Source organism: Candidatus Alkanophaga liquidiphilum, assembly GCF_053996935.1.
Map to the genome: position 1 here is coordinate 49660 of NZ_JBMXYC010000027.1, position 25242 is coordinate 74901.

The following is a 25242-nucleotide window of genomic DNA, read 5'->3' on the forward strand; positions in this document are numbered from 1 at the left end:
TTTACATACACGTCGAACAAATGAATAGCAGATGAAAGCAGTAATCCGCAGCTCAGAGGTAAAAGGGGAGGTGTTTGCGCCGCCGTCTAAGAGTTATACGCATCGAGCGATAGCGGTTGCTGCGTTCTCTGAGAGATGTGAAATTCTTTTTCCACTGCTCTCCGGCGATACGAGAGCAACAATAAACGCTGCTGCTGCGTTCGGTGCCGCCTTGGAGCTTAAAGGCTCAGATAAGCTTGTCGTCCGTGGCACGCAGCCGAAGACGCCCGACGACGTGGTAAACGCTGAAAATTCTGGAACGACGCTTAGGATATTCACGGCTGTAGCCGCTCTCTGCGACGGGATAACCGTTTTGACTGGAGATGCGTCGCTGCGGCGCCGCCCGAACTTGCCGCTGTTAAAATCGCTAAACGAGCTCGGTGCCAAAGCGCTCTCGACGAAGGGCGACGGCACCGCTCCTTTAATAGTCAAAGGTAGGCTTAAAGGCGGATGCACCGAAATAGATGCAAGTATCAGTTCGCAGTTCGTCTCCGCCCTCCTCATTGCGGCGCCGCTCGCTGAAAACCCTGTGAAAATCATCGTCAGCAGGCTAAGTTCTGAGCCCTATGTGAACATCACGCTTGACATCTTGAAAAGGGCAGGCGTAGCCGTGCGCCGTAAAAAGCACGAAAGAAAAGAAATATTCGAGGTCGAGCCGCAGAGCTACGACCTTCGCCGCTTCACGGTGCCAGGTGATTTCTCTTCCGCCGCCTTCATACTTGCGGCTGCCGTCGTGAGCTCGGCAAAAGGCAGCGTTGGTGAGGTCTACGTTAAGAACCTGTTCCCGTCGGCGCAAGGCGACGTGAAAATTTTGGATATCTTAAAAAAGATGGGCGCAGACGTCCAATGGGACGAGGAAAAGGGTGTCGTGTGCATAAAGGGCGTGGGACGGCTGAGAGGCGTCAGAGTGGATGCAAGGGATATTCCGGATTTAGTGCCAACGGTTGCGGTTTTAGGCACTGTCGCCGAGGGCATTACTGAAATAACAAACGCCGCGCACCTGCGGCATAAGGAGACGGACAGGCTAAAAGCAACAGCGGAGGAACTTTCAAAGCTGGGCGCAAAGATAAAAGAGAAGGAAGACGGGCTGGTCATTGAGGGTAGCACTCATGCGGCGCTTCACGGCACCGTCGTTGATTCAAGAGGCGACCATAGAATCGCAATGGCGTTAGCCATCGCAGGACTCGCCGCCGACGGCGTTACTGTAATTGAAGGCGCCGAATGCGTTTCTATTTCTTATCCTTCGTTCTTTGAGGAGTTGAAAAAATTAGGAGTAGAATTAGAGCTGTTAGGATGATGAGAAGTTAGGAATTTCCGAAATGCGATTCTTCAGCTCTGAGATGACTTTACCGACCTTATCTGTCACCTTATACTTCCGCAAGGCTTTGCCTTTCGACTTCGGCTCGTAGGATATTTCATAAGCACTCTCCAAGAAACCGCACTCCTCCAGCGTTAAGAGATGGTATGAAACAAGCCGCCGGTCCTCCTGTATCCTATTGCTTATCTCGCTTATGTGTAAAGAATCGTTCATCAGGAGCTCTATGATTTTATACCTAATAGGATGCAGCAGCACATGCGCATCCCTCAACAGCTCCTCTGTATCCATATTATTTTTCTTTCAAACCCTTTATTCCTATATATACCTTTCTAATTTGTAAATGTTTTGAGCTGCAGGCGCCTTAATATTCCACCTCAAAGGGTAGTCCGCTCACACTCCGCTTCTCTATGTCGACGCTGTATTTGGGCTCCTTAAAGACGAGCTGCGAAGAATCCCAATCTATGTCGTGGCGGAAGAACGGCATGTATTTGATGTCTCGGTAGTGCCCGACGAAGTGGAAGAAGAGCAGGTGCGCAAAGCTCTCGGCGTCCCGCCGCCCTAAAATCCTCTTGTAGTACTTGCATAGTTCGACGGTGCTCATCTCACGCAACGCCTCCATGTAAGGGCGAATATTCTTCATGCAAAACTCCTTCGTGAAGCCACGCTCTGCAAATCTCGCATTTATCTCGTCGGCAGGCAGCACTGGCGTCTTCCCTATATGCCCAAGCCGCCACCACGGGCACAGCAGCAATAGGTCAGTCCGCCCGTTCCAGTTGTAGGGGAATGGCACTAATGCCTGATCGAAGCTCGTGTCGCATTGTATCCATTTCCTGTCTATGTAGGCGTCCACTGAGAAATGAATCGTCCAGCTTTGCTTTTTTGCCATTTCCTTGAAAATTTCCTCAGGAATTACGACCCTTATCAATTTTATTTTCGTCTTGTCGAGGCTGTATCTTGCGGGAATTCCGATGGAGCGCAGCAGCGCAATTTGTAAGCTCGCTTTGTTAAAGCAGTTCCCGCCGCCTTCTTCCAAAGTTTCAAGGGCGGACTTTGGCGGCTCCATCTCGAACTTTATCTTGTCAATCATGTAGTAGAAAATCATCATCGCCGCTTCTCTCGGATTTCTGGCGCCCTCCGTTATTTTTAGGGCTTCCTCCTTAATCCGGGGGTGATGAGCCTCGCAGAGCGGCGTCGGCGCAAGGAACGGCTGAAGCTCAGGGTCTTTTGGAACCTCCCACGGCACTTCCGGAATCTCAGGAACCTTAAACTCCTTAGTAGCCATCTCACGCACCTCCTAATATTTTCTCATCCAAAGGATAAGTGCCATATTTGCGTGCGGCGTTCACCATTGCCGCTATGTTCTCGTCAGGCGTCTCAAGGGAGAGCTCGCAACCGGGCGCTAGGATGAAGCCACCTCCCGGCGCCGCCTTTCTGATGGCGTCGAGACATTCCGCCTCCACCTCTTCGGGCGTGCCATAGAGCAACGTTCTTGTTTGGTCGACGCCACCTATTACCGGAGTCATGCGTCCATATTTGCGTTTCGCAAATGCGATGTCGTATTTAGAGCCCCGGTCCCAGAAGTTAATGCCGACGAAGGAATACAAAGGCGCTAGGATTTCAAGGAACGGTTCTCTGCCGCAGACGTGCCCCATGAGAACCATGAAATGCTTCACGCCCTCGATGAGCTTGAGGTCGTAGGGCGTGCCGAACTCCATGTATTGCTCAAGTGTGTAAATATCGCGAGTCGCCCTCGTGCAGACCATATAACAGACGCAGATGCCGTTGTCATACAACGCCTTCGCCATTTCTATCATTGATTCCGTGAGAACCCTTAACGCTCGGTGCAGGAGGTCCGGCGCCCTTATCATGTCTATCGAAACCCGGTCCAAGCCGCCGATCCACGATGCCAACGTTATTGGGCTCACGAGGAATCCTATTACAGGCACTGTTGACTCCACTTTATCAATGATGATGTCCTGCGCCTCCAGAACTAAAGGAATCCTTCCAGCTTCCTCCCACCACTCTGATGCAGAAATCTTGTCAATCTTCTCCCAGTCTTCAGGCTTTTTGACAGCATATTCGACGGTATAGGGCGTGGAAGTCTTCACGAACTTTGTTTTCGTGCCCCACGCCTCTGCAGCCATCGCAATATCCGACATCGGACACAAGAAATCAACGCCGAACTTTTCGTAAAAAACGAGCTGCCCTTTTGCGATAAGTTTCGCATCCAGCGCATATTTGTCAACAGCGACGCCCGCCATCCTCGCACCGATGGTCAGTGGTAAGCAGCCCACTGGCACCCTGTCAGGCTCGTCTAAGCCCATTGCCAGCATTACTCTATCCGCAGAGGTCATCTTCTCCTTTTTCACCTTCATATTCATCCCTTCACATATTTCCCATACTTCTCGGCGGCACGCACTACCGCCTTTATATTCTCAGGCGGCGCGATCGCAGGTAGCTCGCAGCCCGCAGAAAGTATGAACCTGCCTCCGGGCGCCGCATTCTTTATAGCATCGGCAGCCTCCCGCTCAACGTCCTCAGGCGTCCCCATAAGCAGCGTGCGGTTCTGGTCAACGCCGCCTATCACCGTAACCTCATATTCATTTTTCACGTCCTTTAGGCTGAATTTCGTGCCCCTGTCCCACCAGTTCACGCCCACTATTGGGTATTTCCTAATTATAAGGCTAAGTAATGGCTCGACGCCGCAGACGTGGGCGACGATGGGCACTTTACGCTTGACGGCGTGGCTTAACACCTCTAAGTCGTAAGGCATGCCAAACTCCGCATACTGCTCCTCCTTGAAGAGCTCCCGGCTCGCTCGTGTGCAGACGAGCATGAAGTGCGTCACGCCTGCGTCTATTGAGGTCTCAATCCTTGCTTTCACGGCATCGGTCAGCGTCCTCAATCCTTTATGCAGCAAATCTGGATTTTTCTTCATGTCCACTACGACTCTTGAAAGGTCAGCAACCCAGCTCGCAAGCGTCAGCGGGCTTATGATGAAGCCCATTATCGGCACGCCTCTCAGACGCTCAGAGATTATTTCAACAGCGCCGAGATAGACACCACGGCGCCCAGCTCTTTTCGGGTCCGGCACCTCAATCTTTTCCCAGTCTTCAGCAGTCTTGACTGCATACTCCTCAGTCACGGGAAGTGTAAGTCCCTCATGGAACTTCGTCTTCGTGCCGAAGGCTTCCGCCGTCATACACACGTTCGTGCCCGGCGTGACGACGTCCGGCTTGTATTTTTCGAAGAAAGCAAGCTGCCCTCTTGCAAGCTTTTCGGCGTCTTTGGCATATTCCCGCATTCCCACGTTTATCTCCCTTGCGCAAATCATTAACGCCATGAACATCACTGGGACTCTATCGGGCTCCTCACCACGCAGCGCCGCCTCGAAACGCTCCATAGGCGTCATTTCAGACATACTATTGTTTTCAACGCCTCCTAATTTAAGTATTATTGCTTAAAAAAGGAAGAGAAAATTTTAAGTATTTTTGTTTGTAAATCGAGATAGGCGATATCATGGCGAGGGATGAGATATTTGATGGTTTGGCGAAAGCTGTTTTGCTCGGCGACGACACCGTCGCTGAGGAGCTTACAAGAAAGGCGCTTTCTGAGGGCATTGCTCCTTACGAAATCATAGAGAAAGGCTTGTCCGAGGGCATGCGAGAGGTCGGGCGCAAGTATGAAGAGCGAGAGTATGCGCTTCCTGAGCTCATGCTCGCCGCCGAGGCTTTTTACACTGCGTTGAAAATTCTCGAGCCGGAGCTTAAGAAGGAGCGGAGGGAGAGGAAGACGCTCGGCAAGGTAGTTATCGGCGTCGTGCAGTTCGACGTGCACGACATCGGGAAAACGATTGTGCGGACGATGCTCGAAGCCAGTGGCTTTGAATGTGTGGACCTCGGCAGGGACGTGCCGACTGAGGATTTCGTGCAGACGGTGAGGGATGAGCATCCGGACATTTTAGGGCTTAGCGCCCTAATGACGACGACAATGCCGGAGCAGCAGAGAGTCATCGAAGCACTAAAAGAGGCAGGGCTCCGGGACAGCGTTAAGGTTATGGTCGGCGGCGCCCCGGTGTCGAGAGAGTGGGCAGAGCGTATTGGAGCGGACGGATATGGCGAAGACGCCATTGATGCCGTTGTTGAGGCTAAAAAGCTTTTGGGCATCAGTGATTAATCTTTAGGTTGTTACAGAGTGCTGCATGCCCTTGTGCCTCTAAAGTTTACGTTTTGTGATGTCCTTTATGTTGGTTATATTTTCTTTAGTGGCTGAGATTTTTGCTTTTATGCGTTTAAGGCTTGGCAAGGCGTGCTGAGCTTGTGGTTGCAGTTGTAGGGCTTGCGGTGGTGCGGGCGAGGCGAGGAGGTTTGCGAAGATGCTGTTGCACATGAATGCGATGCCCTCGTGCCGTTCCTCGTCTTTTTTCGCTCGAACGACGATGAAACCGTGTTCGTTTCGGATTTCCACGTTTTCTCCGTCCTTCACGCCGATTTGTCTCATATCAGCGGCGTCCATTAGAATCTCGGCGGAGAGCGATGCGTAAGCGTCGCCGAGCTTCTCGTGCGCATGCTCCGCTTGGAAGATGCTGCGGTACGTTACTATCGTTATTTCAATTTCGGGCGGCTTTATGAATTCGGAAATTCGCATTTTGCCTCCCCTCTTTTGTTTTGATTCACTTAATTTAACCTCTTTTCATTACAACATCGGATGCCCCCTGCCGCCGGTTCCGATGCATTTTTAAATTACAATTTCGTATCCTTATAAATTCATTTTAAATTAATGCTATTTTTTAAAGTCAGGAACAAAAAAAGCTTCTAAACAGCTTTAATTTTCAAGCAGACCACTCTTATTTCCCTGATCATTGAGATGGGAGCGTAAATCTTTTATAATTCCTCAAAGACCCAAAAGACTGTCAAGAAGGGGGAGGTGAGCATGTGAAAAAGCTGATACCAGTGCTGGTAGCAGTAATTTTAGTGGCGTTAGCAGCGCCGTGCGCCGCCGCCCAATCTGATGCAGACGCTCCTACTATGGATTATGGACCTGATTTCGGAGTAACAGCCACTTACATCAAAATGGGCGTTGACAGCCATGGATATCTTGCCGACTATTCTCTCGGCTACGGTCTCCAGTATCCCGTTGGCATTGAGCATGAGCACCTTGCGGTGGGCTGGTGGGGCGAAGGCTACTTCGTCGGTTATTACGACTCTGGAAGCATTCTTCATGAGTGCTATGCATACGCTGATGGAATTAACGGTCTGAACTTTGTCTCAGAGACGAATCTGAGCACAGCCGACGAGTACAAAGTAAGAGATGTCGCCACCACCTCAGACGGGCGCATACAGCTGACGCATGAGTTCACGCTGCCGAAGGACAAGAAGTTCGTCATCTTGGAAGTAACCTTGGAAAACACAGGCTCTGACACGGTCACGGGCTTGAAATACAAGCGTATCGTGGACTGGGACCTTGACCGTAGCCCATTTCCAGACTATTGGGATTATTTGGAGGACAGCGACGGCAAGCCGATAATGCTGGTCTGGGATGGTGATGGCTATCCATATGCAGCCGTTGCAACATCTTCAAGCACGCCCGCAGACGTCCACGACGCAAATGCGTGGGACGACCTTTTTTATTACTATACTTCCATCGATGATCCAGACCCTGACGGTACTTACATGGATGGCAACGCATTGTTCGAGTGGAACGACATAACGCTGAATCCTGGGGACTCTGTGAGCTTCAGGATTTACTACATCTTCGGCGATTCGAAGGACGAGGTGTTGAGCGGCTACAACGAGCTAGAGGCTCCAGTCCCGGCGCCGGAGTTCCCGACAGTGGTGCTGCCGGTGGCGATGACGATATTCGGCGCAGCGCTGCTAATATTTAGAAGAGGGGAGGGTTTTGAGGGCTAAATGAACATGCTCTCTACCTCCTTTTTCTTTTCATCTTTGTGGTGGGAAAAGGCCTACTTAAGAAATTTTACATTTTTGCTGCTACGAGTCGTGTAAGGGCGCTCAGCTCGTCGAAATGAGAATTTCGGAACATTTTGGATTTGTTTCAAATGGTGTGAAGAAAAATATCAGATGTTGAAAAAGAGCCTCTCTTTGGAGTCAAAATATGATGAGGACAAATCACATTTCTTTTATTTGGGATGGCGTCATTCTGCGTCGGAAAAATTTAAATAGAACCTCAGTGAATGCACGGGGGGAGAGGAATGGTAAAAAAAGTGTTCGTGGCGGCAGCAGCGGCGCTCCTGCTCGTAATCTTCATAACGCCTGCAGTCGCAGAGTGGCATGGCGGGAAGGCGCTGGTTCTGTATAAGAGGTGGTGCCCATCAAAGGACGGCTGGGTGCAATACAGTTATAAAAACAGCCCTTTCTGGAGTAAGTTCCGTAATGAACTTGAGGAGCAGGGCTGGACTGTGGATTATGCGAGGCATGTGAATGCATCACTGCTGAGCAATTACGATGCACTTTTCGTGCTGACGCCCGTTAAGAACATTCCAGACGAAGAGGCGCAAGCCATCATAGACTGGGTGAAAAGCGGCGGGCAACTCGTTATTACGCAGAACGGCACCGGGACATATGCTAATGAGATAACCACAGAGTTTGGAATAGAGTTCGACGGCCTACCACCTTTACCTATACACACAATCAACAAGTTTGCAAGCCATCCTGTGACGACGACGCCTAACTCATTGAGTAAAGTGGTCGGGATAACCGCTCGTAAAATAAAAGTTTCCGGCTCTTCAAAGGAGATAGGTTGGTTTAAGGTGGGGCCATTTAAATACTGTCTATTAGCGGTCAACGACACCGCCGGAAAAGGTGTTGTAGTGGCGATAGGCGATGAGTGGATGTGGAGCAACTGCTGTTTCGACTCAGCCGACAACGAGGAGCTTCTGGACAACATCCTTGCATATTTCTGGCAGACATGCTCCGTCCCTGAATACTCAACGCCGCTGCTCCCGTCATTGCTGACGCTTAGCGCAGTATTTCTGCTGCTTAGAAGGAGGAGCAATTCCTAATTTTTCCCTATTTTTTGCCCCGTGAAAGTCAATTATTTTTGTGCGCCACAAAAGCTAAATATCAGAATGCTAATGTAGTAGCGGTTGAAGCTGATAATCTGCGTTGACCGGGACAACGACGTTGGTGAGCGAGTCGGCGTGCGGACGCCGGTAATAGGGCGAGATGCTTGCTTAGAGGTGGCTACGCAGCTTGGGCTCTCGGACCCTGAGGACTCCGACGTTAACGCCATTTTCGAGGGCGTGCGACTTTACGACGAGTTGAAAGCGGAGGGCGAAGCTGTCGAACTCGTGCTGCTCGCCGGTGACAGGAGCATCGGACGGAAATCTGACGAGAAGATAAGCAGGGAGCTGGATGAAGTGCTGACGGCGGTGGATGCGAGTAGTGCGGTCTTTGTAAGCGACGGCGCCGAGGACGAGTGGCTCCTCCCGATAATACAGTCGAGGGTGAAGGTAGATTTCATAAAAAGGGTAGTGGTTAAGCAAAGCCAGAACCTCGAAAGCACGTTCTATATCGTAAAAAGGGTATTTGAGGACCCGAAGTTCGCTCGTTCCATGGTTTTGCCGCTTAGCTTAATTTTCTTTGCTCTTTCGATATCGATACTCATAGGGCGCACGGAACTTGCCGCCGGCATCATACTCCTCCTCCTCGGCATTTACTTGCTTTTCAAGGGCTTGGGATTGGAAAACGTCCTCGAAGACTTCTCAAAAACGCTTCGGCAGTCATTTTACGGCGGAAAGATAACTTTCGTGACCTATGTCGGCGCAATAATCCTTGCAATCGTGGGCATGACGCAAGGGGTCGCAAGCTGCGTCGAGTATTACAGAGACGCTCCCGCCGGCGAATTTGAATTTCTCGTCATGCTGATGCTTTTCATTAAAATCTCGGTGTGGTGGTACGTCGCCGCCGCACTCTCGTCGGGCGTCGGCAGAATCATAAACGCTTACATCGAAGGCAGCGGACTGAGACATCTCGAAGTCATGTTTTTCGTGATTTCCGCCGGGCTCATGCTTTGGGGTGGGAGCGAGTGCGTCATCCTGCTCAATGCCGGAAGCGTGGTGAGCGGCGTGCAAGTCCTGCTCTTCTCAATATTCGGCGGCGTCGTAATTTCGCTCATCGGCATCTGGACCTCCGCATATATGAAGCTCAGAACTAAAGTCGAGGTTAAGGGGGAGGAGGGATGAAAGGCAAGAAGAAGGTGGGTATTGCCGACACCACATTTGCGAGATATGACATGGGCGCCGCTGCCATTGACGAACTGAGAAAACATGCGTCCGTCGAGATTGAAAGATACACGGTGCCCGGCATCAAGGATTTACCGGTTGCCGCCAAGATTCTCTTTGAGCGTGGTTGCGACATCGTAATGGCGCTCGGCATGCCCGGACCGACGCCGCTCGACAAGACGTGTGCGCACGAGGCGTCTCTCGGGCTGATATTTACACAGATACTTGTATCAAAGCACATTATTGAGGTTTTCGTGCATGAGGACGAAGCAAAGGACGAAAGGGAGCTGGCGATGCTCGCAGACCGCCGCACAAGAGAGCATGCGCAGAACGTAATAAAGCTGCTTTTTAAGCCTGAAATGCTAAGAAAGGAGGCAGGCATGGGGATGCGACAAGGCTTTGAAGATGCAGGTCCTTTAAGGCTATGAGGTGTTGGGATGGCAGGAGAGGAGATACGGTTGGCGTTTGTGGTTTCCGAGTTCCACCGCGACATCACCTACCAGATGGAAATACTCGGTAGGGAGCACGCAGAATTCCTCGGTGCGAGCGTCAAACGGGTTCTTAAGGTGCCGGGCGTCTTCGATATGCCGCTCGCTGTGAAGATGCTGTTGATGGACGAGGACGTGGATGCTGTTGTGACGCTGGGTTGCGTCATCGAGGGTGCGACGGAGCACGACGAAATCGTGGCGCAGCACGCCGCCCGCAAGCTTATGGATTTGTCTCTGGAGTTTGAGAAGCCGGTGACGCTTGGGGTCTCAGGACCAGGTGAAACAAGGCTCGAAGCGCAGGAACGAGTGGAATATGCGAAGCGTGCTGTGGAAGCGGCAGTGAAAATGGTGAAGCGGTTACGAGCCGCCCGTCGTAGAGGCGTCGGCTAACCACGCTGCCGCAACACAACGCTACCGCAGAAGTTTTATGTCATTCTGATAACGTGGTGCGGGAAATGATAGAAGTGCTGACGAACCCGGACAAATTTTTTGAGGAAAGGTTGAAAAGAGAGGAAAATTTAAAGACGCCAGCGTTTATCGTTTTGCTGAGCGGAATGACCAGCGGGGCTATTGCTTTTCTGTCGAGCCTCATGACTGTAGGGATTCTTGGCGGAACGCTCCCGCCTGAGGCGCAAGGTTTTATCTCAGTCATGCTTGTTGGTAGCGCTGTCGGTGCCCTCGTTTTTGCATTTATTATCTGGCTCGTCGTTGCCGCCATTCTCTTCGGCATTTCTGCACTCTTCAACGGTGAAGGCTCGTTCAAACGCACCCTCGAATTCATCGGCTACGGCTACATCCCTCTCGTAATCGGCGGCATCATAAGCGCAGCCCTCACGTATCATTTTTTCTCAACCGTGGAGCTTCCAACAGTCACAAGCCCTGAGGAAGTGGCAGACGCCATTGCAGCCCTGATGGCAAGCCCGATGATGCAACTCTCGTCAGTAATCGGTATGCTCTTCCTGTTGTGGGCCGCAAACCTCTGGGTCTTCGGGCTGAAGCATGCGAGAAAGCTTTCGATACGGGACGCCCTGATAACGGTCGCGATTCCAGTAGCAGTTTACGTTCTGTATTCGGTGTGGAAGCTGGCGACCCTGTGCAGCACACTCTGACGGGGGTAGTTTAATGCTGGCTGCGGGCGGTGTTCTTGGCAACAGCGGCTCGTGCAACAGTAACGGCTTAGGTAAAAGTTTCGGTTGCTCAGTTTTCAACAACAGCTGCTCAGTTTTCAACAACAGCTCAAACCTCAGCACGTGGCGCCGCACGTTCGCTATGCTTTCCTTCTTGCTTTTAGTCGTGGTGGCATGGGGCATGACGGGCTGCGCACATGCCGAAGATGCGCAGAAATCAGCAATCATGGTCACAGATTACTGGGTAAGCCCGGAGGTTCTCATGCAGGGCGACATCGGCACGGTGACCGTGACGGTGAAGAACATGGAGATGGCAAGGAGCGTGTATTTGAAGGAGGTCTGCATGCTCAGCCGTGAAATCGAAGTCTTGAGCAAGCCCTTCCTGAACGTCGGGCGGCTGGGACCCGGAGAGAGCATAACCTTCACGTTCACCGTCCGCGCTACATGCCCCGACGGCATCTATTACCCCAAGATTTTAGTGGAGACGGAAGAAGCTGAGACCGTGAGATATTCGATACCGGTGCAGGTGGACAGCACTCCGCTAACCATAAGTGTCGAGAACGTCCCAGAGGATATCTTTGTGGGAAAGCGCACGGAAATCAAGCTTGCTGTCGGAAATCCGAGACTGAATGCTGCTACGGGCGTGCGTGTCGTTGCCGAAAGCGAGAACATTGTTCCTTCAGAGGTCTTTATAGGGGAGTTGCCGCCCGATGAAGCAGGGGTTATTTCTTTCAACTTCACGCCTCAAATGATGGGCGTTTGCGTTCTGAATTTCAGGTTGGAATTTAGAAACGGCGACAACTCGCATTCGATGGTGTTGAACGTCCCCTTGAACGTGGCGGAGAGCAAAAAGGGCGTGGAGCTCGTCCTCACGGGGATAGAGGTGGAAGCGACGGGTGCTAACTCCTTTAAAATCACAGGCGACATCAATAACGCAGGCTTAGAGGCGGCGAGAAGCGTGGTCATGCGAGTCGGCACGGCGGAAGGCGTCGAAGGCGTGCATCCCTACAAAGCCTATTTCGTGGGGCTGCTCAATCCTGACGACTTCAGCAGCTTCGAGCTGCACGTGAAAGCGACGGGAAGCGTCTCGGAGGTGCCGCTCGTCATAGAATATAAAGATGAGGATGGCAACCTGTTTTCTAAAATCGAATATGTCTCGATTGGACAGCGGGCGGTGCCGACGGCAAGCTCGGAAGGGACACACGCATTAATGGTCGTTGTGCTCGTAGCAGTCGCAAGCGTGGTCGCCGGCGCCATTGCATACTCGTGGAAGAGAAAATGAAGCCGCTAGTTTTCCTTTTCACAACGAATCAATATCGTGCCGAACGCGCTGCCGCTCGAGCGCACTTCTCCACGCCGCCCTCGCAGCTTCAAGCGGCATGTCCACAAGCTCCCCACTCCCGTTCCGTATTAAAATCACGGGCTCGCTCCGCAGCACGCCAAGCTCCCTGAAATAGACATTCTCCCGCCTCAAGATGTCCTCAAACTCGCTTTGCTTCTCAGGACGCACCTCGACGAGCCACCTCGTATTTGACTCTGAGAAAAGCTTAAAGTCGCTGCGTTCCATGCGGAGCGGCGAGACGTCGAGCTCGACGCCCAAACAACCGCCAAACAGCATCTCGCACGCAGCTACTGCAAGCCCGCCCTCGGAAACGTCGTGGCAGCTCTCCACGAGTCCCTCCAAAATTAAACGCCTTAAAACTCCAATCCTCTTACGCAGCGTCTCGGGATTCGTCCTCGGCACGACGCCGCATTTCTCGCCACGCTCGAACCGCACGCCCCTGAGCCTGTAATACTCGCTGCCGCCAAGCTCCTTTTTCGTCTCGCCTATGATGTAAATAACGTTTCTTGCACGCTTTGCATCCACGGAAACGCACTTCCGCACATCCTCTACGATTCCAATGCCGAGAACGGTCGGCGTCGGCGGTATTGGGCGGTCAAGCGCGACGAACTCATTGTAAAAGCTCACGTTGCCGGATACGAAAGGCAGGCGCAACGCACGGGCAACGTAGCCTAAGCCGCGGCAGCACTCGTAGAAGTCGCCCATCCTGTCCGGCTTTTCAGGATTCCCGAAGTTCAGGCAGTCAGCCAGCGAATGCGGCAACGCTCCCACCGCTACCAAGTTCCTGCAAACCTCGTCAACCGCAGAGGCGGCGCCCCAGAAAGGATTTATTCTCGTGTAAGCGGGGTTGACGTCCGCGGTAATTGCGAGCCCTCTCCATGACTCCTCCAAAGGTTTGATCACGACGGCATCACCGTGCGTCTCCTTCCCGATTATGCCGTGCAACGGCTTTATTATCGTCGAAGCCCTGACGTCGTGGTCGTATTGTCTTACTACGTGCTCTCTTGACGCAATATTCGGCGACGCCAGCAAGCTCAAAAGAATCTCGGTGTAATCTTTAGGCTCCTTGAGCTTCGGATCTTGCTCCATGCGTTTGATTTCGTCTTGCCTGAACTCACAATGCCGCTCGTAAACGACACTGCCCACTAAAAAGTCTGTTTCCATCTCAAAAACTTTCACGTCCTTGTAGAAGAGCCTTATGACTTTTTCCTTGATGGTCTCGCCGACGACTGTTAAAGGCACGTCCCACTTCTCAAAAAAGCTTGAGAGCTCCTCCAGATTCTCAGGAGCGACAGCAAGCATGAAACGCTCCTGTGACTCTGAGACCCAAATCTCCCAAGGCTTCAAACTCGCCTCCTTCAGAGGTACTCTGTCAAGAAAGACGACGGCGCCGCAATTCCCGGCGGCGCACATCTCAGAGACGACGCACGAAAGCCCGCCGCCGCCTAAGTCCTTCATTCCATTTATCAGCCCTGCGGCGTTTGCGTCGAGAATCGCGTGCATGAGCGGCTCCTTCATTATCGGGTCGCCGAGTTGAACGGCGCTCCGCAGCGCCTCGTCGCCTGTGAGCTCCGTAGAGGCGAATGTGACGCCGTGGATGCCATCACGCCCCGTTCGCCCGCCGACGAGCACTAAAAGCTCGCCGGGGCGTGCGACGCTCCGCCGCACGTTTTTCTTGCTTGCGACGCCCACGCAGCCGACGTTCACGAGGCAGTTGCCCATGTAGCCCTCGTCGAAGAAAAGCATACCTGCGCACGTTGGAATCCCGATGCGGTTCCCGTAGTCTCGGATGCCGGCGACGACGCCGTCAAAGAGGAACCTCGGGTGCTTGACGCCCTCCGGGAGCTTTTCGTAATCGTAGTCCAGGGGACCGAAAAAAAGAGCGTCTATCAGCGCTACAGGCTGTGCGCCCATGCAGACGACGTCTCTGATGATGCCGCCGACGCCGGTGGCGGCACCACCGTAGGGTTCGAGCGCCGAAGGATGGTTGTGGCTCTCGAAGCCCACAACGTAGACGTGCTCGTCGTCGAACGCCACGACGCCGGCGTCCTCCACGACGACTAAGACATTCTGCGGCGCCTCTATACCGAAGATGAATTTTTTGAGGATGAGCTTCGAGCTTTTGTAGCAGCAGTGCTCGCTCCACGCCTGTGCTATGCTCTGAAGTTCTACGTCCGTTGGATTCCTACCCTTCGCCAAGAAGTGCTCCTTAATCCTACGCATCTCATCTAAATTCAACGCAAGTGCCAGCTCTTCGTTTATTTTCATGAGGGCAGCGTCGGTTGCATCACATACGTTAACCCTGTAAACTTCAGGACAGCTTTCAAGTCTCGCGTAAAGGTTCATCCTCTTAGTTTTTATTTACCCTCAATAAATATCACGGTGCGATGGTGAGCGTGAGAGCGGTGGCGGCTGCCGCCTGCGTGGCGGCGGCAGAGACGCTTTACGAGAGAGTGAGGAAAGGCGACGTCACGAAGAACGACGCCATGTTTTTAGTTAAAAACCCGCATTTGCTGTTCAGAATTGCTGACGAGCTTCGAAGGGCGGCGTGCGGCGACGTCGTCACCTACATAGTGAATCGTAACATCAATTTCACGAACGTCTGCATCGGGAGCTGCAAGTTCTGCGCTTTCAGACGCAAGACGGGTGAGGGTTACCTCTTGGGCATTGAAGAGATCATAAATAAGATAGCGGAAGCGGTTGAGCGTGGCGCCGTCGAAGTCTGCATTCAAGGCGGGCTGCACCCCGACTTCTGCATTGAAGACTATTGCGAAATTCTTGAACGCATAAAAGAGAATTTCGACGTGCACATTCACGCATTCTCGCCGATGGAAATTAAGCACGCTGCCGACAATTCCAAACTCGGCATCGAGGACGTTTTAGAGGAGTTAAAGGCGGCAGGGCTCGACTCTATGCCAGGAACTGCTGCTGAAATCCTCGTTGATGAGGTGCGTCATGAAATCTGCCCTAAGAAGCTGAGGACTGAGGAGTGGGTTAAAATAATAAAGGCGGCACATCGCATCGGCATCCCAACAACGGCAACGATGATGTTCGGGCACGTCGAGACCGCCGCACACAGAATCGAGCACTTGTTCCTAATAAGAAGGATTCAGCAGGAAACTAAAGGTTTCACGGAGTTCATACCTCTGCCTTTCATGCCGAAGAACAACGAGCTCGGAAGAATGATTGGCGGGCGGGCGCCCTCGTTCTTCGAGTGCGCAGTCGTCCACGCCCTTGCCCGCGTCGTCCTCCATGGACTTTGTGACAATATTCAGGCGTCGTGGGTGAAGCTCACGCCCAAAGGCGCCAAGAAGATGCTCGATTTCGGCGCTAACGACTTGGGAGGCACCTTAATGGAAGAGAACATATCTAAGGCGGCGGGGGCGACCTCTGGCGAATACATGAGTCCTGAGGCGCTTGAGCGTCTGATAAGAGAGGCTGGAAGAATTCCGAGAAAAAGGAATACCCTTTATGAACTATTATAGCTTAACATAGTAAAAGGGTCAAGGTGAAGGAGCGATGGCACGGTTCCCAGAGGCTGAGCGTCGGCTGCTGCATGTGAAGATTTGCATGAACTGCAACGCACGAAACGCTATGAGGGCGAAACGGTGCAGGAAGTGCCATTCTAAAGATTTGAGGGTGAAATCTGTTAAGGGAGGAAAGAGGTGAGCTACTCCATGGCTAAAGCCATGAGCTTCATGCCTCTCAGCTCAGACTCTTTGAGGGCAACCTGCCCAGAGCCTGAGCCTCACGACGGGGCTGGCTCACCTCGGCCCCTACCCAGAGCATATAGCTCTGAGCTCGCTGGGAATAGGATAGATGAGGAGGTATTTAAAACTATCGGCGATTCGGCTCATGGTTTGAACCATGAGCTCTCTCGCCGAAATCTTGTAAGAGGTAAGGGGCATGTTGGAAGACCTTAGAGAGGTAATTTTGGAACATATTAGGAATGGGAAGGACCCGCTGGACGTCATCATTGGGCAGAGAGATGCGAAGCGCAAGATAATATCGTCGCTGCTCGCCGGGCATCACATCCTAATCGAAGGTTACCCCGGCGTTGGGAAGACGACGCTCGCAAAACACATCGCAGAGCTGCTACCCGAAATCGAGGTGGTGAAAGGCTGCCCTTACCACTGTGACCCTAAGGAGCCAGTATGTCCGCTATGTCGTGCAATGAAGGAGCGTGGCGAGACTCTGGAAACCGAAAAAATAAGTGGGATAAAACGCTTCGTCCGCATCCAAGGCTCGCCAGATCTAACGGCAGAAGACTTACTCGGCGACATCGACCCAACGAAAGCCTTTAAATACGGACCACAGGACTATCGGGCGTTCACGCCCGGGAAGCTGTTGAAGGGAAACAGGGGCATAGTCTTCTTCGACGAGCTGAACAGGGTGCCTGAGAAGCTGCAGAACGCCCTGCTCCAAGTCTTAGAGGAAGGGATTGCGACCATTGGACCCTACGATGTGGACTACCCGTCGAACTTCATCATGATCGCGACGATGAATCCGAGAGAGCGGGCGGGCGTCGAGGAGCTTTCAGACGTGCTCTTGGACAGGTTCGACGTCACGAAGATGGGGTATCCTGAAACTGAAGAGGAAGATAAGGAGATAATTTTGAGGAATGCGAAACAGTTGGAGAGCGTTGAGGTTCCGGGGAAGGTGCTTGATGCGATAGTAAAGCTCGTGCGAGCCACGAGAGAGCCGCCGTGGAGCGAGGAGCTTGAGCAGGGCGCCTCCGCAAGAGCCGCCATTTCCCTTTATGAGAAGGTGCAAGCGGCGGCACTCCTCGACGGGCGGAACGTTGCTACGCTCGACGACGTGCGTGAGATGGCATTCTCTTCAGTCGTCGGGCGGATAAAGCCGGCAGCGGGCTCCAAATACTACGACGACCCTGAGGGGCTTTTGAGGGAGATTGTGGATAGCATGTTGAGCGAACTTGTGTGAGTTTGAGGGCTAAGAAAATGCCGTTGGGTACCGTTATTGGAATTTCAGGGAAGGGAGGCACTGGGAAAACATTGGTTGCGGCGCTCCTGATAAGGGAACTAAGCAAGGAGTTCCCAGACGCCAGCATCTTAGCAATAGACGCCGACCCCGACTCCAACCTCCCGGATGCGCTCGGCGTGAGCATCGCGGCGAGCGTCGGCGAAATGCGAGAGGCGTTGCTGGAGGAAGAGAGCGTTACCGGCGACAAGCGCCGAGAATTCGAGGGCAAAATCATGGAAATAATTTACGAGGGCGATCATTACGACCTGCTGGTCATGGGGCGCCCTGAGGGTCCGGGCTGCTACTGCCCGGTCAATCACATCATTAGAATGGTCATAGACACGCTTTCAAAGAATTATGACTACACGGTCATTGACTGCGAAGCAGGGCTCGAACACCTCAGCCGCCGCACGACGAGAGACGTGGACATCATGCTCGTCATCACGGACGCAACCGTCAAAGGGATATTGACGGCGCTCCGCATCAGAAAACTAACTGATGAGATTGACATAGCCATCAAGAGGATAATAAACGTGGCGAACAGAATTCCCGAAGGGCTTGAAGCGAAGGTAAGGGAGGAAGCGAGGAAGCACGGCATCGAACTCCACGAAATCATACCTTACGACCCAAAGGTCGCGGAGTTTGACCTCCTCGGAAAACCCGTCGTCGCCCTCCCTGAAGACTCCTCGGCATCCGTCGCCGTTAGGAAAATCATGAAAATGATCGTGGGGGCGACGTAGCGCGCGGGGAGCGGTGTGCAGTTTAAGCAGCTTATCGTTCTGTATACTTACTGCGCTACACCCAGTTTGTCCCATGCGCCCCAAAGTTAGCCACGACGCCCCGCTCGCTGGGCGGTGGGCAGGTCCTTCCCCCAGAAGCTCCTTGCTTAGCGACTTTTCTGAATCTTTGAGGTAAACGGTGGCGACCAGCACTGCCACTCCCCGCTCGCTTTTCCGTTTTTACGAGGCATTCATTGCCGTTCTCGGCGAGCCGCTGCTCTACATATTTCTTCGCCCTGAGCCCCGCTGCATACTCCTCACTCCTCTTCTCTTCGGCGTGAATTTCAGGAGAGTCCACGTCAGCAAAATAACCGATCTCTACGTCGGGCGTATCGCATCAACGACCTTAATAACCTTAGTTCGATAACGGTAACGCGGCTCCATGTCCATGCCTTAACTCATGGTAGCTCCTTAGTTTGTGCAGCAGGGTAAAGAGATTTCTGCTGCCCGCCAACTTATAAACATGAAACAAGGGATGAGCAGCGCCGACGTCGCAGCGGTTGTCAGCGAGCTTCAGTGGCTCAAAGGTGCAAGAATCGAAAAGGCATACCAGCACAGCCCTACCGAGATTCGGTTGCGGCTCCACCATAAGGAAAAAGGCTCGTTGGACTTAATCATCGAGGCTGGTAGACGCTTTCATCTTACGAAGTATCCAAAGCCCTCGCCGAAGTTCCCGTCGAACTTCGCAATGTTCCTGCGCAAGCACATCGGCGGCGGACGCATCTCTGCGATTCGCCAGCACGACTTCGACAGAATAATTCTCATTGACGTTGAGACTTGGGCTGAGGGCGAGAGGAAGACTCTGACGCTCGTCGCCGAGCTTTTGCCGAAGGGCAACATCGTGCTTCTTGACGAGGACCGCTGCATACTCCTGCCGCTGAAGACCGTCGAGTTCTCAGCACGAGCGCTCAAGCGGGGCAAGCGTTACGAATTCCCGCCTCCGAGACCGAGCCCGCTGGGCATCGACGAGGCGACGCTAAAAGAAGTTCTTAAGGCATCAAAGAAGGACGTCGTCAGGGCGCTCGCCACGCAGCTCAACCTCGGTGGCATCTTTGCCGAAGAAGTTTGCCTGCGGGCAGGGATTGAAAAGAACACGAACGCAGCAAGCCTCAGTGATGAGCAAGTTAAGACGCTGCACGCCGTCATCGTTCAACTTTTCTCGCCGCTCCTGCGCAATGAACTTAAGCCGCACGTCGTTCTCGCCGCCATGAAGGGGGAAAAATACGAAGCTGTCCTGCCGTTCGAGCTGCGAGTTTATGAGAACAATCGCAAAATACCATTTGAAAGCTTCAACGAGGCGCTTGATGAGTTTTTCACCGTTGCCACCGTGGAGACGGTGCGTGGCGAGCTTGAGGGCTTGAAAAGTGAGAAGCTGGAGAAATACCAAAGAATCTTAGGGGAGCAAGAGCGAGCGTTGAAAGAGCTTGAAGCTGGCGAAGCGGCATGTATCGAAAAAGCAGAAGCTCTTTACACGCACTACGCCGACGTTGAGGCTGTGCTTGCCGCCGGCGCATCGGCGACCGCAAATGTCAAAACCGACAGAAAAGCACGACGGGCGGAAATAACGCTGAATGGCTTTGCGTTAGAGCTTGAGCTTGGCGAGTTTTTTGATACATTTTTAAAGGGCGGGCTGACACCGCCGCAAGTCCATAAAGTCGTGCAGCGGAGCGCTCAGCGGTATTACGAGGAGGCGAAGACGCTACGGCGAAAGAAAGAGGGCGTCAAAAAGGCAATTCTGGAAGTTCGTGCAAAAATGGAACGGCTGGAAGAGGAATTGGAGCAGGAGTTGCTTAAAACCAAGGCGGCGGAGCTCTACCCGCAACGCAGAGTGAAACGCCGAGAGCGCTGGTTCGAGCGCTATCGCTGGTTCAGAACGTCGGACGGCTTCCTCTGCGTCGGTGGTAGGGACGCCACGACGAACGAAGAACTGGTGAAGCGACACATGGAAAACGACGACCTCTTCTTCCACACCGAGACGCCGGGCGCTCCTGTTGTGCTTCTGAAAACCGAGGGGCGTCCCGTGCCAGAACGTTCGTTACACGAAGCGGCGCAGTTCGCCGCCGCATACTCCTCGCTGTGGAAACACGGCTTCGCAGAAGCTGACTGTTATAGTGTCGCCGCCACGCAGGTAAGCAAAACACCAGAAAGCGGCGAATACATCAAGAAGGGCAGCTTCATCGTCAGAGGACGCCGTCGCTACTTCAAAGTGCCGCTCCGCCTCGCCGTCGGCATCGAAATCAACGAGGAGACGTGGCTCGTCGCAGGTCCGCCGCAAGCCGTGAAACGCCATGCGAAATACCTCGTGGAAATCGTGCCTGGCGACTGCGAGAAGGCAGAACTTGCAAAGAAAATATCTGAAATATTCATGGAGAAGGCGAGTGCCGTCGAAAAACGCCTCATGCGCAAAATCGCAGCGCCCGGCGAAATAGCGAAAGTGCTGCCGCCCGGGGACTCAAGAATCATGTTCGCGGAAACTAAAGAGGAAGAAGGGTGAGCTTGTCCAAAGAAAGGGTAAGACTTAAATAATATAAGTTAAAAGGTAAGCGGTGGTGTTGAGGATGGTGAAATGCGAGATTTGTGCCTACGACGACGAGGGGAATGAGTTGGAGGGTTCTGGTGACATACCCCATGAGCCCTACGTCACAGTGACGCCCGATGGTAAGGAGCATTATTTCTGCTCACATGGATGTCAGAGAACGTTTGAAATCGGCATAGCAAAACTGAAAAAGGTGCGAGTCGGCGAGGAGAGTGCGCTGCCGGAGGATGAGATAGAAAAGAGACGAAACATCATAGCAGGCGGAAAAGGCTCCTCCTACGGCACGCTCGAGGACACTACTCAATAATTCCTTTTTCTTTTTACCATGTTTTTTAAGTTTGAGCAACGTATTTATGAAAAGGGCCCGTGGTCTAGGTGGTTATGACGCCGCCCTCACACGGCGGAGGTCATGCGTTCGAGTCGCATCGGGCCCATCTCTATCAAAAACTCCAGATGCCCGTCGCTGAGTTTGAAGAGGAAAGAAGGAACATGGTGCGGTTGTTGCGCTCCTACGGGGCAGCGAGCGAGCGCGTTCTGCGTGCCATGGAAAAAGTGCCTCGCCATTTGTTCGTGCCTGAACATCTTCAGGACAAGGCGTATGCAGACTATCCGCTGCCGATTGGAGAGGGGCAGACGATAAGTGCGCCGCACATGGTTGCGAAGATGTGCGACCTGCTCGACCTGAAAAAAGGCGAGAAGGTTTTAGAAGTCGGAGCCGGCTCCGGCTACCACGCCGCTGTCATTGCGGAGCTCGTCGGCGAAACGGGACACGTCTTCACCATAGAGCGGATAAGGACGCTGGCTGAGACCGCCCGCCACAACCTTGAGCGTGCGGGCTACAAGAACGTCACCGTCATCGTCGGCGACGGCACGCTCGGCTACCCGCCGGCGGCGCCCTACGACAAGGTTTGCGTGACGTGCGCAGCGCCCGACGTCCCGCCGCCGCTCTTGGAGCAGTTGAAGACCGGTGGTAAGATGGTCATTCCCATCGGCAAATACGCATATGAGCAGCAACTCTACCTCGTAGAGAAAAAGAACGGCGTGCTCGTGCACAGGAAGTGTAGCGTCGTCTTCGTCCCTCTTATCGGGGAATACGGCTTCCCAGAAGCCTAAGCCTTAAACCTTCCTGCGCTTCTTGATGTAAAACCACAATGCCGTGATTCGTGCTTCTTCCCACCCCAGTTCTTCTAGGTATTGCGTGAGGAAGTCCACATGCTCACAAGCCCTGTTCGTCCATCTTGTGATAGAATCCTCACTTACTCCAAGATCCCTAGCAGTCTTCCTGAAGCTGTACCCCTCGGAGATTTGCCAGAACGCCTTTATGACGGTGTCTTTAGGAGTTCGTAGCTTGAAGAACGGCGTTCCCCGAAGCACCGAGAACGTCCTGCCACAGGTCTTGCACCTGAGGAGGTAGGTGCGTTGCGTGCCGTATGGTGCATGTAAGACCAAATTACCCCCGCCGAAAACGCCGAAGTCCGGGCACTTAGGATTAGGGCAGGAATATTTTTCCAAATTCGGTTTTTCTCCCTCCACCAGCTATTCTCCTTCTTCTGAACAGCTGTTCATTGCTTTTGGATTATAAATAGCTTCCCATCGCTGATTATTAGCTATCACAGTTAATTTTTGAACACCCCTACCGTGCGTGCTACTTGGACAACCCAACTAAACAATATTTAAGCAACCCCAACTAAATACAAGCAGGACACTAAATGCAATAAGGAGTAACCCTTGACAGTTTCAAACACTGCTCGGAAGGAACAAGTTGCCCAAGAGCGGGCTGTCGGAATTGAAGTGCTCTCAGTTCTTATAACCTTCGTTCTTTGCTGCGGCATTGCTTATTACTTCCGCCGGGCGCTCTACGTAGAAGCGTTTCACACACACCTCTTCTACGTGCCCATTGTGCTTGCGGCGGTCTGGTGGCGCTGGAAAGGCATGGGCATCGCCGTCGCCTCCGCCATCTTCCTGCTCGGCTTGCATTTCACTTACGGCGTTGTGCCTAATGTCTTCTTGCTGGACGTCTTCAGAAGCATCATCTTCCTCACGGTCGCTGCGGTCACGGCGTCGCTCAGCGAGCGGCTCGAAATGCTCAATAAGCAGCTCAAAAAGCTTGCTGAAGAGCGGATGGCTGGGCTCAACGCCCTTTACGATGCGAGCATGAAAGTCGTTAATGGCGTGAGCATGAGGGAAACACTTGATGCCGCTTTGAACACCGTTTGCGAGATGATGAGCCTCGAGCATGCGTCCATACGGTTGCTCGACAGAGAACAAAACGAGTTGATCACCGCAGCGACAAGGGGATTTGGCAAGGAGTATTGGGAGCTGCGCCGCCGCATAAAGCTCAGCGAGAACAAGTATGACCTGAGCTGCAGAACGGCGCTCGACGGGAAGATTCACTATATCAAAGACCTGCGGACCCTGAACTTCCCTGAAGAGGTTGAGAGACACGTTATCAACAGGTATGGGCTGAAATCCTACCTCACAGTTCCGATAAAGCTGCAGGACGAGACTATCGGCGTGCTTTGCATCGCAACCACGGAGTATAAGGAGTTCAGCAAGTTCGAGCTGCGGTTGCTCTCTGCGTTCGCAGACCTCGCATCTCATACCATTGCATGGACGGCGCTCCTCGAAGAGCTGGAGGCGTCAAAGGCGAATTATCAAGAACTTTTCGATAATGCCTCCGAACCCTTTATCGTGCTCGATAAAGCTGGACGCTTCTTAGAGGTTAATAGGAGGACTTTGGAGGTGTTCGGATACTCGAAGGAAGACTTTTTAGAGAAGGCGGTGCTCGACTTCGTCCTTGAGGAGGACCGCAAAACAGCGTCAGAAATCTTTTCGAAAGCGCTAAAGGGCGAAGATGTCACAAGCATCCTGAAGTTCAAAGGAAGGGACAGGACCCTCGTGCTGGAAGTAGCGGCGAGCTGCGTGCGCCGACCCGGCGGGCTGCAACACGACGACAGCGACACTGTCATAATCATTGCAAGGGATGTCACCGAGAAAAAGGCGTTAGAGGCAGAGCTTAAGAAGGCGTATGAGTCGCTGAAGCAAGCATACACTCGAGAGCTTGAGCTTGAAGCGTTGAAATCGAACCTCATAACAATAGCGATGCATGAAATAGCCACTCCGCTCACGATAATCAAGGGCAACGTCGAGCTGCTATTAAGCAACTCGTTTGGCACGCTGAACGCTGAGCAGGAAGGACGCCTCCACAGCATCGAAAGGGCGCTGCAACGCCTCACGAGGCTTGTAAACGACCTTCGAACAGTTGCTGTAATCAGAAATGGTGGGCTGCGCCTTGCCATTGAGGAGTGTGATGTCAGGGCGCTCGTGGCGGACGCTGTCGAAGCCGTCAGACCGCTGCTGAAACAGGGACAGCAGTTAGATGCGACGGCACCCGAAATATTGTTGAGATGCGACGCTGAAAAGGTCGTGCATGCCCTCTACTGCCTGCTCGAGAACGCTATGAAGTTCACTGAGGAGGATGGTTTGATAAAGATAACCGCTGAGGATAAAGGGGACGCTGTTGAGTTTTGCGTCGCCGACAGCGGCGTCGGCATCCCAAAGGATGATCTCCCAAAAATATTCGAAGCATTTTATGAAACTGGAAGCGGCAATGCCAACGGCTACCTACGTCACAAAAGGGGCATGGGGATTGGGCTTTTCGTCGTGCGGAGCGTCGTGGAGGCACATGGCGGACGCGTATGGGCTGAGAGCGAAGTGGGCAGGGGCAGCCGTTTCTTCTTCACGCTGCCAAAATGAAAAAAGCAACACTGCATCGCGAGCTACTCCGCGGCTAAAGCCGGGAGCTTCACGTTAAGCCTCTCCACTCCGACCCCTTTAGGAGCACCGCTCCGGTTCCGAGTTGGAGTTTCACGACAGGCTGGCTCACCGCAGCCTCGTTAAAAAGAACATGGACAAACAAGTTTTAATTTAGCGGCGCTTCGGTTCAAACCATAAGCTTTCTCGCCGAAATCTTGTAAGCTTTGGCTTCACACCCCGCGCACTCGTAGAACTGCCCCTTTTTAAAAAGACGCTGATATCGCTTCTTCTCACGTGCGACCCTATTTCACACTGCTTGCAACTTTTTCGAAGCCACGCTGCACATCTTCGTGGAGCCCGGCAAGAGCTCCTCAAGAACGCCACCGTAGTCGATGAACACGGCGGCGGTGACGTGCCTGAATTTGGTTACAAAAACTCCCACAGAAAGCCAACAGGGGTTGGATGAATTCGGTATAATATCTAGGGCATATTTATTCCCGTGCCTCGCGGATACAGCCATGAGAACACCTGTGTCCACCTCATGAACTATATCATTTTGTCTTCTGTCTATCATTTTGTCTTCTATCCTAAGTAGGTTCCGCCCAGCCTGTTTCTTTCTAACGTATCCGCGC

Annotated in this window: 26 protein-coding genes and 1 tRNA gene; 18 read left to right on the top strand and 9 right to left on the bottom strand. The window is 52.9% G+C overall.

Annotated elements, in window-relative coordinates; genetic code table 11:
* Nucleotides 1-31: 31 nt before the first annotated feature.
* Nucleotides 32-1336 (top strand): 3-phosphoshikimate 1-carboxyvinyltransferase, encoded by a 1305-nt coding sequence (gene aroA, locus ACXJJA_RS03650; protein WP_456486869.1) that lies wholly within the window; start codon nucleotides 32-34, stop codon nucleotides 1334-1336.
* On the opposite strand, the gene ACXJJA_RS03655 is transcribed toward aroA, so the two are convergent.
* From ACXJJA_RS03655 to ACXJJA_RS03670, 4 genes are all read right to left on the bottom strand, one after another.
* Entirely contained in the window at nucleotides 1328-1645 is a 318-nt protein-coding gene (locus ACXJJA_RS03655) for an ArsR family transcriptional regulator (RefSeq protein ID WP_456486870.1), read from the bottom strand. The genes aroA and ACXJJA_RS03655 overlap by 9 nt on opposite strands.
* Before the next feature lie 73 nt (nucleotides 1646-1718).
* Nucleotides 1719-2639 carry a transglutaminase domain-containing protein gene (locus ACXJJA_RS03660; RefSeq protein ID WP_456486871.1) on the bottom strand — a complete coding sequence of 307 codons (921 nt, stop codon included), beginning with the start codon at nucleotides 2637-2639 and terminating at the stop codon, nucleotides 1719-1721.
* A 1-nt stretch (nucleotide 2640) separates the two neighbouring features.
* Nucleotides 2641-3732 (bottom strand): uroporphyrinogen decarboxylase family protein, encoded by a 1092-nt coding sequence (locus tag ACXJJA_RS03665; protein ID WP_456486872.1) that lies wholly within the window; start codon nucleotides 3730-3732, stop codon nucleotides 2641-2643.
* 2 nt (nucleotides 3733-3734) lie between these two features.
* Nucleotides 3735-4778 (bottom strand): uroporphyrinogen decarboxylase family protein, encoded by a 1044-nt coding sequence (locus ACXJJA_RS03670; RefSeq protein ID WP_456486873.1) that lies wholly within the window; start codon nucleotides 4776-4778, stop codon nucleotides 3735-3737.
* A gap of 98 nt (nucleotides 4779-4876) precedes the next feature.
* On the opposite strand from ACXJJA_RS03670, the gene ACXJJA_RS03675 reads away from it, so the two are divergent.
* Nucleotides 4877-5533, top strand: coding sequence for a corrinoid protein (locus ACXJJA_RS03675; RefSeq protein ID WP_456486874.1), 657 nt, complete (start codon nucleotides 4877-4879; stop codon nucleotides 5531-5533).
* A gap of 39 nt (nucleotides 5534-5572) precedes the next feature.
* On the opposite strand, the gene ACXJJA_RS03680 is transcribed toward ACXJJA_RS03675, so the two are convergent.
* The gene (locus ACXJJA_RS03680) at nucleotides 5573-6004 is read right to left on the bottom strand and encodes a molybdopterin dinucleotide binding domain-containing protein (protein ID WP_456486875.1); all 432 of its coding nucleotides are present in this window, start codon (nucleotides 6002-6004) and stop codon (nucleotides 5573-5575) included.
* A 287-nt stretch (nucleotides 6005-6291) separates the two neighbouring features.
* On the opposite strand from ACXJJA_RS03680, the gene ACXJJA_RS03685 reads away from it, so the two are divergent.
* The 7 genes from ACXJJA_RS03685 (at nucleotide 6292) to ACXJJA_RS03715 (ending at nucleotide 12496) form a co-directional block, all read left to right on the top strand.
* A complete protein-coding gene (locus ACXJJA_RS03685) occupies nucleotides 6292-7266 on the top strand; it encodes a hypothetical protein (protein ID WP_456486876.1) in 975 nt (324 codons plus the stop codon).
* Nucleotides 7267-7568: 302 nt separating this feature from the next.
* Nucleotides 7569-8378: a DUF4350 domain-containing protein gene (locus ACXJJA_RS03690; RefSeq protein ID WP_456486877.1), complete on the top strand. Its 810-nt coding sequence runs from the start codon at nucleotides 7569-7571 to the stop codon at nucleotides 8376-8378.
* Between the two features lie 84 nt (nucleotides 8379-8462).
* A complete protein-coding gene (locus ACXJJA_RS03695; RefSeq protein ID WP_456486878.1) occupies nucleotides 8463-9560 on the top strand; it encodes a DUF373 family protein in 1098 nt (365 codons plus the stop codon).
* Nucleotides 9557-10027 (top strand): riboflavin synthase, encoded by a 471-nt coding sequence (gene ribC / locus ACXJJA_RS03700; RefSeq protein WP_456486879.1) that lies wholly within the window; start codon nucleotides 9557-9559, stop codon nucleotides 10025-10027. The genes ACXJJA_RS03695 and ribC overlap by 4 nt, the downstream gene beginning before the upstream one ends.
* 9 nt (nucleotides 10028-10036) lie before the next feature.
* Complete coding sequence (gene ribH / locus ACXJJA_RS03705; protein WP_456486880.1) at nucleotides 10037-10477, top strand: 6,7-dimethyl-8-ribityllumazine synthase; 441 nt, start codon at nucleotides 10037-10039, stop codon at nucleotides 10475-10477.
* Between the two features lie 65 nt (nucleotides 10478-10542).
* Nucleotides 10543-11196: a YIP1 family protein gene (locus tag ACXJJA_RS03710; protein WP_456486881.1), complete on the top strand. Its 654-nt coding sequence runs from the start codon at nucleotides 10543-10545 to the stop codon at nucleotides 11194-11196.
* A gap of 13 nt (nucleotides 11197-11209) precedes the next feature.
* On the top strand, nucleotides 11210-12496 hold the full coding sequence (locus ACXJJA_RS03715) for a COG1361 S-layer family protein (protein WP_456486882.1): 1287 nt from the start codon (nucleotides 11210-11212) through the stop codon (nucleotides 12494-12496).
* Nucleotides 12497-12514: 18 nt separating this feature from the next.
* Here the strand turns inward: ACXJJA_RS03715 and purL are convergent, their stop codons facing one another.
* A complete protein-coding gene (purL, locus tag ACXJJA_RS03720) occupies nucleotides 12515-14902 on the bottom strand; it encodes a phosphoribosylformylglycinamidine synthase subunit PurL (protein ID WP_456486883.1) in 2388 nt (795 codons plus the stop codon).
* Nucleotides 14903-14943: 41 nt separating this feature from the next.
* Between purL and cofH the strand changes: the two genes are divergently transcribed.
* From cofH to ACXJJA_RS03740, 4 genes are all read left to right on the top strand, one after another.
* Nucleotides 14944-16041 carry a 5-amino-6-(D-ribitylamino)uracil--L-tyrosine 4-hydroxyphenyl transferase CofH gene (gene cofH, locus ACXJJA_RS03725; protein ID WP_456486884.1) on the top strand — a complete coding sequence of 366 codons (1098 nt, stop codon included), beginning with the start codon at nucleotides 14944-14946 and terminating at the stop codon, nucleotides 16039-16041.
* A 34-nt stretch (nucleotides 16042-16075) separates the two neighbouring features.
* Entirely contained in the window at nucleotides 16076-16225 is a 150-nt protein-coding gene (locus ACXJJA_RS03730) for a 50S ribosomal protein L40e (protein ID WP_456486885.1), read from the top strand.
* Between the two features lie 237 nt (nucleotides 16226-16462).
* Complete coding sequence (locus ACXJJA_RS03735; protein ID WP_456486886.1) at nucleotides 16463-17500, top strand: AAA family ATPase; 1038 nt, start codon at nucleotides 16463-16465, stop codon at nucleotides 17498-17500.
* Nucleotides 17501-17517: 17 nt separating this feature from the next.
* Nucleotides 17518-18279 carry an ATP-binding protein gene (locus ACXJJA_RS03740; protein WP_456486887.1) on the top strand — a complete coding sequence of 254 codons (762 nt, stop codon included), beginning with the start codon at nucleotides 17518-17520 and terminating at the stop codon, nucleotides 18277-18279.
* A 55-nt stretch (nucleotides 18280-18334) separates the two neighbouring features.
* Here ACXJJA_RS03740 and ACXJJA_RS03745 read toward each other — a convergent pair whose 3' ends face one another.
* The gene (locus tag ACXJJA_RS03745) at nucleotides 18335-18616 is read right to left on the bottom strand and encodes a hypothetical protein (protein ID WP_456486888.1); all 282 of its coding nucleotides are present in this window, start codon (nucleotides 18614-18616) and stop codon (nucleotides 18335-18337) included.
* 165 nt (nucleotides 18617-18781) lie between these two features.
* Here ACXJJA_RS03745 and rqcH point away from each other — a divergent pair, with 165 nt between their 5' ends.
* The 4 genes from rqcH (at nucleotide 18782) to ACXJJA_RS03765 (ending at nucleotide 21967) form a co-directional block, all read left to right on the top strand.
* Nucleotides 18782-20812 (top strand): ribosome rescue protein RqcH, encoded by a 2031-nt coding sequence (gene rqcH / locus ACXJJA_RS03750; RefSeq protein ID WP_456486889.1) that lies wholly within the window; start codon nucleotides 18782-18784, stop codon nucleotides 20810-20812.
* A gap of 52 nt (nucleotides 20813-20864) precedes the next feature.
* Nucleotides 20865-21161 (top strand): hypothetical protein, encoded by a 297-nt coding sequence (locus ACXJJA_RS03755; protein WP_456486890.1) that lies wholly within the window; start codon nucleotides 20865-20867, stop codon nucleotides 21159-21161.
* A 53-nt stretch (nucleotides 21162-21214) separates the two neighbouring features.
* Nucleotides 21215-21288: transfer RNA gene (locus ACXJJA_RS03760), tRNA-Val, on the top strand.
* 19 nt (nucleotides 21289-21307) lie between these two features.
* Nucleotides 21308-21967, top strand: a complete 660-nt coding sequence (locus tag ACXJJA_RS03765) for a protein-L-isoaspartate O-methyltransferase (protein ID WP_456486891.1) — start codon at nucleotides 21308-21310, stop codon at nucleotides 21965-21967.
* A 3-nt stretch (nucleotides 21968-21970) separates the two neighbouring features.
* Here ACXJJA_RS03765 and ACXJJA_RS03770 read toward each other — a convergent pair whose 3' ends face one another.
* Nucleotides 21971-22387, bottom strand: a complete 417-nt coding sequence (locus ACXJJA_RS03770) for a transposase (protein ID WP_456486892.1) — start codon at nucleotides 22385-22387, stop codon at nucleotides 21971-21973.
* A gap of 195 nt (nucleotides 22388-22582) precedes the next feature.
* Between ACXJJA_RS03770 and ACXJJA_RS03775 the strand changes: the two genes are divergently transcribed.
* Nucleotides 22583-24610, top strand: coding sequence for a sensor histidine kinase (locus tag ACXJJA_RS03775; RefSeq protein ID WP_456486893.1), 2028 nt, complete (start codon nucleotides 22583-22585; stop codon nucleotides 24608-24610).
* A 307-nt stretch (nucleotides 24611-24917) separates the two neighbouring features.
* On the opposite strand, the gene ACXJJA_RS03780 is transcribed toward ACXJJA_RS03775, so the two are convergent.
* Nucleotides 24918-25184: a hypothetical protein gene (locus tag ACXJJA_RS03780; RefSeq protein ID WP_456486894.1), complete on the bottom strand. Its 267-nt coding sequence runs from the start codon at nucleotides 25182-25184 to the stop codon at nucleotides 24918-24920.
* Between the last annotated feature and the right edge of the window lie 58 nt (nucleotides 25185-25242).